Here is a 12857-nt window from a genome sequence, read left to right as displayed (position 1 = left end):
TATGTGGTGGCCAGGGACTCTGATTGGAGCCGGGGCGGGCTTTGCCATTGCCAGCATCCCGGGGGCCTTGCTGGGCGCGTTGTTGGGACAGGCGTTGGATCGACGCCTGAACCTGCAGAGCTGGGCGCAGCTGCGTGAGCGCCTGGGTGGGCGCCCGGCGTTGCGCAACGATGAATTGTTATTTGTGTTGCTGGGGCGCTTGGCGAAAAGCGATGGGCGTGTGGTCGATGGTCACATCCAACAGGCTCGCCAGGAAATGCGTGCCCTGGACCTGAGCGAATCGGCGCAACGGCGGGCCATCGCTGCCTTCAACCGGGGCAAGTCCGGAGATGTCCGCTTGCGCGGTTATCTGCGCCGCCTCAGCACCCAGCCGCATGCCGCTGAAGGTGTGCTGCGGGCCTGCTGGCGAATGGTTTGGGCGGACGGCAAGGCGGGCGTAGGCGAGCGTGAGTTGATTGCCCGGTGGGGCAAGTGGCTGGGCTGGACACAGCAGCAGGTCCAGGCATTGGCCAGTGATTACGAACCGCACAAGCTGTCGCTGCCCAACAGCGGCGTGACGTATCAGGAGGCGTTGCGTTTGCTGGGGGTTTCCGCCACCAGTGAGCCGTCGCAGATCAAACGGGCCTACCGACGCCTGCTCAGCCGCCACCACCCGGACAAGATTGCCGGCAGCGGGGCGACCCCATTGCAGGTGCGTGAAGCCACTGACAGGACTCGGGAGTTGCACAACGCCTATCGCTTGATACGGGAGCGGCGGGATTTCCGGTAGAAGGGGATAACAGTAGAAAGTCGTTGTTTGGCTTGAGGTTTGTTTAAGCCTCACTCCCCCGGCTTCTGCGGGCTCAACCAGCCGCGAACCCGGCGAAACAGCTGCTCCTGCTCCGCCGACGGGTTCGGCAAGGCCTTGAGGGAAACCTGGCTGAAGGTCGAGCCTTTCAAGCGTTTGCTCGCTTGCAAACGCTCAAGCGCCGCATTGCGATCCAGTGGTTTGTCCATGTAGAAAATATCGGCGGTGGCCAATTTCAGGGTGGACGTCAGCTCGGCCAGGCCGGGTTGGGCGGCGACCGGGGTCTTGGCGGCGACCATCACGAAACGCTCGATCTGCGAGGGCTGTTTTTCATTCAGGTAACGCGCAGCCCAATAGGCCCCGGTACCGTGACCCAGCAGGACAATTTTGCGCGCGCTCTGTTGTTCGGCATAGGCCAGTGCCGCGTCGATACGGGCGAAGATGCGTTCGGCGTCAGCCTTGGCATGTTCATCGCTTGATTCGACGACGGCGGGGTCGGCCGCATCGGCTTCGCCCCCGGCAACCTGTTCGATCGGTGCGGCGGTAGCGGCATCTGGCGTCGCGGCCGCCGTGTCGGCGGGTTTGGCCTCGGGCGGCGTTTCCACCGCGCGCGGTGCGATGACGTCGCTTTGCAGGTCTGGCAGGGTGATACTCAGGCTGCTCCATTCGACATCAGGCAATTTTTTACGCAACGGGCCAATGACTTGAGGCCAGTCAGCGGTTTCGCCTGCGCCGGGGATTATGATGACCGCGCCTTTGGGGTCGCCGGTGTTGGCCGGTTTCCAGAGTGCCAGGAAAGTATCGCCGCCGGTCTGTAGCTGTTGTTGTTCCTGGCGCGGGACTTGTCGTTCCAGTGCCGCCGCTTCTTCCTGGCTACGCTCAAGCAAAGGCTGACGCTCGGCCGGTTTTTCCTCGGCAGATTGCTCCGCTGCGGCGGGCGCCGGTTCGCTGGCCTTCACAGAAAAGGCACTCGGCAGGATCAGCGACAGGCACAATGCTGGCAATGCCAGGCGATAAACAGAGGACATCGGATATTCCATGACCAGAAGTATTTCCGGCAGCCTAATGGGTTGGTCAGTATTTGTCAGTGCGTGAGACTTCGATGATGCGTTTTTGCTGCCTGTGGGTTATCGGCTGTTTATGGCTTCCCTTGATGGCGTGGGCTGCGCCCGCGCCATCGACGCATGGGGTGCAATTGAATGCAGGGCAGCGCGAGTGGCTGGCGCAGCATCCGCAATTGCGGGTCGGCCTGGTATTGCAGGCGCCCTATGCGCAATACGACCGGCGCTTGCAGCGGTTGTCGGGGACCAACGTCGAGTTGATGCAATGGCTGGGCAAGGCGTTGAATGTCGAGCTGACCTGGCGCAATTTCCAGGACCTGGCGCAGTTGGAAGCTGCGCTGCGCGACGGCGAAGTGGACGTTGCTCCGGGCCTGAGCCAAACGCCGGACGGGCTCAGGCTCTGGCAGTTTTCCGACCCCTACATGCGCGTGCCGCAGTTGATCGTCGGCGAGCAGAAGGGCGCCGAGGGCGTGGAGCTGGAAAAACTCGACGCCCAGAGCCGTGTTGCGGTGCGCATGCCCAGTGCAACGGCCGATTACCTGCGCAGCAATTACCCGATGCTGAATCTGCAAGGCGTGCCGATGGAGCGCCAGGCCCTGCAATTGCTGCTGAGCCAGCAGGCTCGCTACGCGGTGGTCGATGAAGCGCAGTTGGGGCGGTTGATGGTCGAGCCTGAATTTTCCGGGTTGGTGGTGGTGGGCGACATTGGTTTGCCGCAACTGCTCCGGGTCGCCACGCGCCGGGATTGGCCGCAGTTGGCCGAAATCATCGACGCCGGTTTGCAGGCGATCCCGGCCAAGGATCTGGAACAGCTGCACAGTCGCTGGCTCAAGCCCAAGTATCCGCGCCTGACCGAGACCCCGGGGTTCTGGCAAAACCTGACCCTGCTGATGTTGGCCTTGCTGTTGAGCAGCGTGGCCATCGTGTTCTGGCAGCGCCGCCAGCAACGAGGCCTGGAGCGTCGCCTGCGCGCCGCGCGGGAGGACATTGCCCTGCGTGCCGCCAGCGAAGAAGCCTTGCGCCTGACGCAGTTTTCCATCGATCAAAGCACCGTCGGCATCCTCTGGGTCAACTGGGACAGCCACGTGCGCTATGCCAACCATGCCGCCGAAATCATGCTCGGCTATGCATCGGGCGCCATTATCGACCGGCCTTTGATCGACTTCGAACCGGGCCTGCACATGGATCGCTGGCTGAACCTGTGGAAGCGCGCCCGGGCCAGTGATGAAGCGCCACAAAGTTTCGAAACCGAATGCGTACGGGCCGATGGCAGTATCTTGCCGGCGGATGTTTCCTTGAGTTTCCTACGCTTTCGCGACGCCGAGTACCTGGTGGTCTACCTCAATGACGTGACCGAGCGCCGTCGTGCGCTGGCGGCGTTGCGCGAGAGCGAAGCGCGCCTGCAAGGCATCGCCGCCAATGTGCCGGGCCTGGTCTTTCGCCTGGAACGGGCGCCGGTGACCGGCCAGATCGACTTTGCCTACATCAGCGAAGGCAGCGAAAGCCTGGTGGGGTATTCCCCCGCTACCCTGGCCCGTAGTGACACCGGCTTGCGCAGCCTGGTGCATCCGGACGACAAGGCCGGCTACCACCGCACCCAGGACCAGGCACTGGACAGCGACAGCGACTGGTCGTGGCAGGGCCGCATCCTGACCCGCGAAGGCCAGGAGCGCTGGGCCGAGATCAAGGCGATCACCCGCCGTCTCGAAGACGGCGCTTACGTCTGGGACGGTATCGTCTGGGACATCACCGAAAGCAAGCGCATCGAACTGGAGTTGGCCAGCTCTCGTGAGCAGTTGCGCGAGTTGTCGGCGCACCTGGAAAGCGTGCGGGAAGAGGAAAAGGCGCGCATTGCCCGGGAAGTCCACGACGAGCTGGGTCAGATGCTGACGGTGTTGAAGCTTGAAACCTCTATGTGCGAACTGGCCTACGCGCAGCTCGATCCGGGCCTGCAGGAGCGGCTCAACAGCATGAAGCGCCTGATTGCCCAGTTGTTCCAACTGGTGCGGGACGTGGCGACGGCGCTGCGCCCGCCAATCCTCGACGCGGGCATTGCCTCGGCCATTGAATGGCAGGCCCGGCGCTTCGAGGCCCGAACGCAGATTCCCTGCCTGGTGCAGGTGCCGGACAACCTGCCGCCCTTGAGCGACGCCAAGGCCATCGGCCTGTTCCGGATTCTCCAGGAAGCACTGACCAATGTGATGCGCCATGCCCAGGCGCATACTGTGGAACTGACGCTGGTGCAGGAAGCTGACGAATTGTGTCTGACGGTCAGCGATGACGGTGTAGGCTTTATTGCCCATACGGGGCGCCCGACGTCCTTTGGCCTGGTCGGCATGCGCGAACGGGTGCTGATCATGGGCGGGCAGTTGTCACTGGAAAGTGAGCCGGGGGAGGGCACCACCCTGTCGGTGCGGGTGCCGTTGAATGAGCCCTGATGGTTGGGATTGCCTGGGCTGACGCTATCGCGAGCAAGCTCGCTCCCACATTGATTGAGGTGTACACAAACCCTGTGGGAGCGAGCTTGCTCGCGATGAGATCCTGAATCTGGAGAAGCATGTGATCCGTGTACTGGTAGCCGAAGACCACACCATCGTCCGTGAGGGCATCAAGCAGTTGATTGGCCTGGCAAAGGACCTTTTAGTGGTAGGGGAGGCGAGCAATGGCGAACAGTTGCTCGAGACCCTGCGGCATGTACCCTGCGAAGTGGTGCTGCTGGATATTTCCATGCCGGGCGTCAATGGCCTGGAGGCGATCCCGCGGATCCGGGCGCTGAACAACCCGCCGGCCATTCTGGTGTTGTCGATGCATGATGAGGCACAAATGGCGGCCCGGGCGCTGAAGGTCGGTGCCGCCGGCTACGCGACCAAGGACAGCGACCCGGCCTTGTTGCTCATGGCGATTCGCAAGGTCGCGGCCGGCGGACGCTACATCGATCCGGACCTGGCCGACCGCATGGTCTTCGAAGTCGGCCTGACCGACACCCGCCCGCTGCATTCGCTGCTGTCCGAACGCGAATTCTCGGTTTTCGAGCGCCTGGCCCAGGGCGCCAACGTCAACGACATCGCCCAGCAACTGGCCCTGAGCAGCAAAACCATCAGCACCCACAAGGCGCGGTTGATGCAGAAACTCAACATCACCTCATTGGCGGAACTGGTGAAGTATGCGATGGAGCACAAGTTGCTCTAACCTTCACCGCAATTCCCTTGTGGGAGCGAGCTTGCTCGCGATGGCGTCGTACCATTCAGCGCTGTATTGGCTGATATGCCGCTATCGCGAGCAAGCTCGCTCCCACAGGGAGGTGCGTTGACATACCTATTTGCGACACACCCCAGCAGCGCTTTTGCCCCACGCTTGCAGCTTGCGGCTCATCACTGAGCGCTGCCCTTATCCAATCCCGCCATCCCTGTAGGGCAATCCCTACCCCGACTCTTCCATCCGGCTGAGGCGATTCTCTCCTGCGTCCCGATTTGCGCAGGCCCCAGGCTCCACTAGGCTTGACTCACAAGCAGTCATCAATACAAAAGGTGCGGGTATGAGCCAGGTTGATTCAAGCGCGGGGACCAGCGATGTGCTGGTCAGCTTTCGTGGTGTGCAAAAGAGCTACGATGGCGAGAACCTGATCGTCAAGGACCTCAACCTGGACATTCGCAAAGGCGAATTCCTGACCCTGCTCGGGCCGTCCGGCTCCGGCAAGACCACCAGCCTGATGATGCTCGCCGGGTTTGAAACCCCCACTGCCGGTGAAATCCAACTGGCCGGGCGTTCCATCAACAATGTGCCGCCGCACAAGCGTGACATCGGCATGGTGTTCCAGAATTACGCCTTGTTCCCGCACATGACCGTTGCCGAGAACCTCGCGTTCCCGCTGACCGTGCGTGGCCTGAACAAGAGCGACGTGAGTGATCGGGTCAAGCGCGTCTTGAGCATGGTCCAGCTGGACACGTTTGCCCAACGCTACCCGGCGCAATTGTCCGGCGGCCAGCAGCAACGGGTGGCCTTGGCCCGGGCCCTGGTGTTCGAGCCGCAACTGGTGCTGATGGACGAACCTCTCGGCGCACTGGACAAGCAACTGCGTGAACACATGCAGATGGAAATCAAACACCTGCATCAGCGCCTCGGCGTGACCGTGGTCTACGTGACCCACGACCAGGGCGAAGCCTTGACCATGTCCGACCGCGTGGCGGTGTTCCATCAGGGTGAGATCCAGCAGATCGCCCCACCGCGCACGCTTTATGAAGAGCCGAAAAACACCTTCGTCGCCAACTTCATCGGCGAGAACAACCGCCTCAATGGCCGCCTGCACAGCCACACCGGCGACCGCTGCCTGGTGGAGCTGGGACGCGGTGAAAAGGTTGAGGCACTGGCGGTGAATGTCGGCCAGCCCGGCGAGCCGGTGACCCTGTCGATCCGCCCGGAGCGGGTAAGCCTCAACGGCGCAAGCGAACAATGCGTCAACCGCTTCTCAGGGAGGGTGGCGGAATTCATCTATCTGGGCGACCACGTCCGGGTTCGCCTGGAAGTCTGCGGCAAGAACGACTTCTTCGTGAAACAACCGATTGCCGAGCTCGACCCCGGGCTGGCCGTCGGCGACGTGGTTCCGCTTGGCTGGCAAGTCGAGCATGTGCGTGCGCTCGATCCCCTTCTAGAGGCGAATTGATCGCCCCCTGCTGTACCAACACCAACCCTGCACGTGGAGAGAACAATAAATGTTGAGATCCCTGAAGTTCACAGCCCTGACACTGGGCATGATGGGTGCGGCAAGCGCGATGGCGGCGGGCCCGGACCTGACCGTGGTGTCTTTTGGCGGGGCGAACAAGGCGGCTCAGGTCAAAGCCTTTTACGCACCGTGGGAAGCGGCCGGCAATGGCAAGATCGTGGCTGGCGAGTACAACGGCGAAATGGCCAAGGTCAAGGCCATGGTCGACACCAAGAGCGTCTCCTGGGACCTGGTGGAAGTCGAGTCCCCGGAATTGTCCCGTGGTTGTGACGAAGACATGTTCGAGCAACTGGACCCGGCCTTGTTCGGCAAGGCTGAAGACTACGTCAAGGGCGCCATCCAGCCTTGCGGCGTAGGCTTCTTCGTCTGGTCGACCGTGCTGGCCTACAACGCCGACAAACTGAAAACCGCGCCGACCAGTTGGGCGGACTTCTGGGACACTAAACAATTCCCGGGCAAGCGTGGCCTGCGTAAAGGCGCCAAGTACACCCTGGAATTCGCCCTGATGGCCGACGGTGTCGCGCCGAAGGACGTCTACAAGGTACTGGCCGGCAAAGACGGCCAGGATCGCGCCTTCAAGAAGCTCGACGAACTCAAGCCAAACATCCAGTGGTGGGAAGCTGGCGCCCAGCCGCCGCAGTACCTGGCTTCCGGTGACGTGGTCATGAGCTCGGCCTACAACGGCCGGATCGCCGCGGTACAGAAGGAAAGCAACCTGAAAGTGGTGTGGAACGGTGGCATCTACGACTTCGACGCCTGGGCCATCCCGCGTGGCCTGGACAAGACCCGTGCCGAAGCTGCGAAGAAGTTCATCGCCTTCTCGGTAGCGCCGCAGCAGCAGAAGACCTACTCGGAAAACATCGCCTACGGCCCGGCCAATACCCAAGCCGTTCCGTTACTGGCCAAGGATGTCCTCAAAGACATGCCGACCACCCCGGAAAACATCGCCAACCAGGTGCAGATCGACGTCAGCTTCTGGGCTGACAACGGTGAACAACTGGAGCAGCGGTTCAACTCCTGGGCGGCCAAGTAACCCGACTGTCTGAAGCTGGATGAGATCCATGTGGGAGCGAGCTTGCTCGCGATAGCGGTTTGTCAGACACATCAATATTGAATGTGCCATAGCCATCGCGAGCAAGCTCGCTCCCACCGGTTCTTGCTCCAATCGGGTGTTTCAAAAGAACAGAGGCGGTCCGCCGCCCCTGTAACGATCAAGAAGATTGCGGAGTTCGCCATGGCCATCGCCGTTCCACTGAACGCGGGCACCAGCCCCACCCTGAAGCAGCGGCTCAAACATGCCGAGCGGGTCAACCGCTGGAAGGCACAGGCCTTGATCGCGCCGCTGGTGCTGTTTCTGTTGCTGGTGTTCCTGGTGCCGATCGTGGCGCTGCTGTTCAAAAGCGTCAGCAACCCGGAAGTAGTCGGCGCCATGCCGCGCACCGTGGCTGCGGTCGCCGTGTGGGATGGACGTGGATTGCCGGGTGAACCGGTGTACAAGGCGGCCAGTGAAGACCTGGCCGAAGCCCGCAAGAATCAGACCCTGGGCGACTTGTCCAAGCGCCTGAACATGGAACTGGCCGGCTATCGCAGCCTGCTGACCAAGACCGCCCGTGCGCTGCCATTTGCCACCGAGCCGGCCTCTTATAAAGAAGCGTTGGAAAGCCTCGACGAGCGCTGGGGCGATCCGGCGTACTGGCAGGTCATCCGCCGCAACACCAGCAACGTCACCCCGTATTACCTGCTGGCAGCTGTCGATCACCGTATCGACGACCTCGGTGAGCTGGCCCCGGCCACCCCCGACCAGGCGATTTACCTGGATATTTTCACCCGTACGTTCTGGATGGGCCTGGTGATCACCGCGATCTGCCTGGTGCTGGCCTATCCGCTGGCCTACCTGCTGGCGAACCTGCCGTCGCGCCAAAGTAACCTGTTGATGATCCTGGTGCTGCTGCCGTTCTGGACCTCGATCCTGGTGCGAGTGGCGGCGTGGATCGTGTTGCTGCAGTCGGGTGGCCTGATCAACAGTGGCCTGATGGCCATGGGTATCATCGATAAGCCCCTGGAGCTGGTGTTCAACCGCACCGGTGTGTACATCTCCATGGTCCATATCCTGCTGCCGTTCATGATCCTGCCGATCTACAGCGTCATGAAGGGCATCTCGCCCACCTACATGCGTGCGGCGATTTCCCTGGGCTGCCATCCGTTCGCGAGTTTCTGGCGGGTGTACTTCCCGCAGACCTATGCCGGTGTCGGCGCCGGTTGCCTGTTGGTGTTCATCCTCGCCATCGGCTACTACATCACCCCGGCGCTGCTGGGCAGCCCGAACGATCAGATGGTCAGTTACTTCGTTGCGTTCTACACCAACACCAGCATCAACTGGGGCATGGCCACGGCGCTTGGTGGGCTGCTGTTGCTGGCGACCATCGTGCTTTATCTGATTTACAGCTGGTTGGTGGGCGCCAGTCGCCTGCGCCTGAGCTAAGGGGAGATCGAAAATGGTGAGTCCTTACATGTCCCCCATCGAGCGGGTGTGGTTCTACAGTCTGCGCATACTCTGCGGGTTGATCCTGTTGTTCCTGATCCTGCCGGTGCTGGTGATCATTCCACTGTCGTTCAACTCCGGCAGCTTCCTGGTGTACCCGCTGCAAGGCTTTTCGCTGCAGTGGTACCACGACTTCTTTGCCTCGGCCGAATGGATGCGGGCGTTGAAGAACAGCATCGTCGTGGCGCCGGCGGCGACGTTGCTGGCGATGATCTTCGGCACCCTGGCGGCCATCGGCCTGACCCGTGGCGACTTCCCGGGCAAGGCGCTGGTGATGGCCCTGGTGATTTCGCCGATGGTGGTGCCGGTGGTGATCATCGGGGTCGCCAGCTACCTGTTTTTCGCGCCGTTGGGGATGGGCAACAGTTTCCTCTCGCTGATCGTGGTCCACGCCGTGTTGGGCGTGCCGTTCGTCATCATCACGGTGTCGGCGACCTTGCAGGGCTTTAATCACAACCTGGTCCGGGCGGCCGCCAGCCTTGGCGCTTCGCCGCTGACGGCGTTTCGTCGGGTGACCCTGCCACTGATCGCCCCGGGGGTGATCTCCGGCGCGCTGTTCGCCTTCGCGACGTCGTTCGATGAAGTGGTGGTGACCCTGTTCCTGGCCGGCCCCGAGCAGGCCACCCTGCCACGGCAGATGTTCAGCGGCATCCGCGAAAACCTCAGCCCGACCATCGCCGCCGCGGCGACGCTGCTGATTGCCTTCTCGGTGATCCTGCTGCTGACCCTGGAGTGGTTGCGTGGGCGTAGCGAGAAGTTGCGCACGGCCCAGGTCTGAAGGTCAGCGTTGTCCAAATGTGGGAGCGAGCTTGCTCGCGATAGCGCACTGACATTCAGCATCAATGTTGAATGTTCCACCGCTATCGCGAGCAAGCTCGCTCCCACAGGGACCTAAGGTGTATTCATAAGCTGAATAGCAGACAACCCCCAATACCGAGCTATTCTTGTGCCAGCCCACACTCGAACAAGAGGCCGCGCACATGAGTCTTTCCTCATTCAAGATCGCCCACAAACTGATCACCGGTGCCGCTGCCATCGAGCAACTGGCCGCGGAGCTGACGCGGCTGGACGTCGACAACCCGCTGATCGTCACCGACGCGGCGCTGGTCAGGTCCGGCACCGTGGAGCTGGCCCTGCAACACTTGGGCGGGCGTGACTACGAGATTTTCGACCGGGTGATGCCTGATCCGGAAATCGCCATCGTCAAGGACTGCATGCAGGCCTACCGTGACGGTGGCCATGATGGGTTGATCGGCCTGGGCGGCGGCAGCGCGATCGACATCGCCAAGTGCGTGGGGGCCTACGCCGGTTATCACGGCGAGCTGGAGGACCTGTTCGGCGTCGACCAGGTGCCGCGCAAAGGCCCGCCGTTGATTGCCATCCCGACCACGGCCGGTACGGGCTCGGAAGTCACCAACGTGGCGATCCTGTCCGACAAGGCCGCGCAGCTGAAAAAAGGCATTGTCAGCGATTATCTGTTGCCGGACGTGGCGCTGGTCAGCCCGCAAATGACCCTCACATGCCCTCGCGGGGTCACGGCGTCCAGTGGTGTCGACGCGCTGGTGCATGCCATCGAGGCCTACCTGTCACTCAATGCCTCGCCGATCACCGATGCCCTGGCCATCGGCGCAATCAAGCTGATCACCCCCGCACTGCCCAAGGCCTACGCCAACCCCGCCCACCTGCAGGCCCGTGAAGACATGGCCACCGCCAGCCTGATGGCCGGCATGGCGTTCGGCAACGCCGGGGTCGGGGCGGTGCATGCGCTGGCTTATCCGTTAGGCGGGCGTTTTCATGTCTCCCATGGCGTCGCCAACGCCTTGTTGCTGCCCTATGTCATGGCGTGGAACAAGTTGGCCTGTGTCGAGCGCATGCGCGATATCGCCGAAGCCATGGGGCTCAAGACCGCCCATTTGAGCGATCTTGAGGCCGCCGACGAAGCCGTGGAGGCCATGATCGCGCTGTGCGCCGCCGTGGAAATTCCCAAGGGCCTGAGCGGTCTGGGCGTGACCGAGGAGGTGATCCCCTCGATGGCGGTGGAGGCGGCGGGGATAGAGCGGTTGATGCGCAACAATCCACGCAAACTGACCGCCAGCGATATCGAGAAGATTTACCGCGCGGCGTATTGATCGACTGTCACGGTGGGCGCGCCAAATCTTGCGGTATACAATGCGCGCCATCGTGATTTCGCTCAAAACAGGTGCGTCATGCAGCCCTTCGCTATTGCTCCGTCGATTCTCTCCGCCGACTTCGCCCGCCTGGGCGAGGAAGTGGACAACGTTCTGGCCGCCGGGGCCGACATCGTGCACTTCGATGTCATGGACAATCACTACGTACCCAACCTGACCATCGGCCCGATGGTCTGCGCGGCGTTGCGCAAGTATGGCGTCACCGCGCCAATCGACGCACACCTGATGGTGAGCCCGGTGGACCGCATCGTCGGCGACTTCATCGAGGCCGGCGCCACCTACATCACTTTCCACCCTGAAGCCACGCTGCACATCGATCGCTCCCTGCAGTTGATCCGTGAAGGTGGTTGCAAGGCCGGCCTGGTGTTCAACCCGGCAACGCCCTTGGACGTGCTCAAGTACGTGATGGACAAGGTCGACATGATCCTGCTCATGAGCGTCAACCCAGGCTTCGGCGGACAGAAATTCATCCCCGGCACCCTCGACAAGCTGCGCGAAGCCCGCGCATTGATCGATGCCTCGGGGCGTGACATCCGCCTGGAAATCGATGGTGGCGTGAACGTGGGCAACATTCGCGAAATCGCCGCCGCTGGCGCCGATACCTTTGTCGCAGGCTCGGCGATCTTCAATGCACCGGACTACAAAGAGGTGATTGAAAAGATGCGCGCTGAACTGGCCCTGGCGCGCCCATGAGCGGCTTCGAGCAGCTGTTTCCCGGCAGCCTGCCGCGCCTGGTGATGTTCGACCTTGATGGCACATTGGTCGATTCGGTCCCAGACCTCGCGGCGGCCGTGGACCACATGCTGCTCAAGCTCGGACGCGCGCCTGCTGGTATCGATTCGGTGCGCCAGTGGGTCGGCAACGGCGCGCCCATGCTGGTGCGCCGGGCACTGGCCAATCACATCGATGCCCAGGGTGTCGATGAGGCCGAGGCCGAGCGGGCAATGGAACTGTTCAATGAGGCCTACGAAGGCAATCACGAATTGACGGTGGTCTACCCCGGTGTGCGCTCCACGCTCAAATGGTTGCAAAAGCAAGGCGTGGAAATGGCGCTGATCACCAACAAGCCGGAGCGCTTCGTCGCGCCCTTGCTGGATCAGATGAAAATCGGCCGTTATTTTCGCTGGATCATCGGCGGCGACACCTTGCCACAGAAAAAGCCTGACCCGGCCGCGCTGTTCTTTGTAATGAAAATGGCCAACATCCCGGCCTCCCAATCGTTGTTCGTCGGTGACTCGCGCAGCGATGTGCTGGCGGCGAAGGCGGCGGGGGTCAAGTGCGTGGCGTTGAGTTATGGCTACAACCATGGCCGCCCGATCGCCGAAGAGTTTCCCACCCTGGTAATCGACGATTTGCGCCTGCTAATTCCCGGTTGCCTGGACCCGGCCGCTGAGATAACGTTGCCCGACGCTGTTCAACCCTCTTCTGGAAACGCCATCGTGGTGGTCACTCGCAAACTCTGGATGAAAGTCATGAAGGCCCTGGCCCGCTGGCGTTGGCGCGCCTGACCTGATCCTGGCCGGTTATCCGGCGCGTTTGCATACCTGACTGTCAGCTC

At 62.0% G+C, this 12857-nt stretch carries 11 protein-coding genes; 10 read left to right on the top strand and 1 reads right to left on the bottom strand.

Annotation, left to right across the window (positions count from 1 at the left end; genetic code table 11):
• Position 1: 1 nt before the first annotated feature.
• Positions 2–769 (top strand): TerB family tellurite resistance protein, encoded by a 768-nt coding sequence (locus LOY70_RS27035; protein ID WP_123343835.1) that lies wholly within the window; start codon positions 2–4, stop codon positions 767–769.
• A gap of 50 nt (positions 770–819) precedes the next feature.
• Here the strand turns inward: LOY70_RS27035 and LOY70_RS27030 are convergent, their stop codons facing one another.
• Positions 820–1815: an alpha/beta hydrolase family protein gene (locus LOY70_RS27030; RefSeq protein ID WP_265031494.1), complete on the bottom strand. Its 996-nt coding sequence runs from the start codon at positions 1813–1815 to the stop codon at positions 820–822.
• A 74-nt stretch (positions 1816–1889) separates the two neighbouring features.
• Here LOY70_RS27030 and LOY70_RS27025 point away from each other — a divergent pair, with 74 nt between their 5' ends.
• From LOY70_RS27025 to LOY70_RS26985, 9 genes are all read left to right on the top strand, one after another.
• Positions 1890–4286, top strand: coding sequence for a PAS domain S-box protein (locus LOY70_RS27025; RefSeq protein WP_265031493.1), 2397 nt, complete (start codon positions 1890–1892; stop codon positions 4284–4286).
• Positions 4287–4407: 121 nt separating this feature from the next.
• Positions 4408–5037: a response regulator transcription factor gene (locus LOY70_RS27020; protein WP_003177702.1), complete on the top strand. Its 630-nt coding sequence runs from the start codon at positions 4408–4410 to the stop codon at positions 5035–5037.
• Between the two features lie 346 nt (positions 5038–5383).
• Positions 5384–6508 carry an ABC transporter ATP-binding protein gene (locus LOY70_RS27015; RefSeq protein ID WP_025215785.1) on the top strand — a complete coding sequence of 375 codons (1125 nt, stop codon included), beginning with the start codon at positions 5384–5386 and terminating at the stop codon, positions 6506–6508.
• 49 nt (positions 6509–6557) lie between these two features.
• Positions 6558–7601 (top strand): ABC transporter substrate-binding protein, encoded by a 1044-nt coding sequence (locus LOY70_RS27010; RefSeq protein WP_003206153.1) that lies wholly within the window; start codon positions 6558–6560, stop codon positions 7599–7601.
• A 201-nt stretch (positions 7602–7802) separates the two neighbouring features.
• Positions 7803–9050, top strand: a complete 1248-nt coding sequence (locus tag LOY70_RS27005; protein ID WP_265031471.1) for an ABC transporter permease — start codon at positions 7803–7805, stop codon at positions 9048–9050.
• 13 nt (positions 9051–9063) lie between these two features.
• Positions 9064–9888 carry an ABC transporter permease gene (locus LOY70_RS27000; protein ID WP_265031470.1) on the top strand — a complete coding sequence of 275 codons (825 nt, stop codon included), beginning with the start codon at positions 9064–9066 and terminating at the stop codon, positions 9886–9888.
• A 202-nt stretch (positions 9889–10090) separates the two neighbouring features.
• On the top strand, positions 10091–11239 hold the full coding sequence (locus LOY70_RS26995) for an iron-containing alcohol dehydrogenase (RefSeq protein ID WP_265031468.1): 1149 nt from the start codon (positions 10091–10093) through the stop codon (positions 11237–11239).
• A 78-nt stretch (positions 11240–11317) separates the two neighbouring features.
• Entirely contained in the window at positions 11318–11992 is a 675-nt protein-coding gene (gene rpe / locus LOY70_RS26990) for a ribulose-phosphate 3-epimerase (RefSeq protein ID WP_025215781.1), read from the top strand.
• Complete coding sequence (locus LOY70_RS26985; RefSeq protein WP_265031465.1) at positions 11989–12807, top strand: phosphoglycolate phosphatase; 819 nt, start codon at positions 11989–11991, stop codon at positions 12805–12807. Before rpe ends, LOY70_RS26985 begins: the two co-directional genes overlap by 4 nt.
• Positions 12808–12857 lie beyond the last annotated feature (50 nt).

Source organism: Pseudomonas sp. B21-054 (genome assembly GCF_026016345.1).
In the GTDB taxonomy this organism is placed as follows: Bacteria; Pseudomonadota; Gammaproteobacteria; order Pseudomonadales; family Pseudomonadaceae; genus Aquipseudomonas.
The sequence above is the reverse complement of the archived record's forward strand: the minus strand, read 5'-3'. Positions and strand labels throughout refer to the sequence as shown.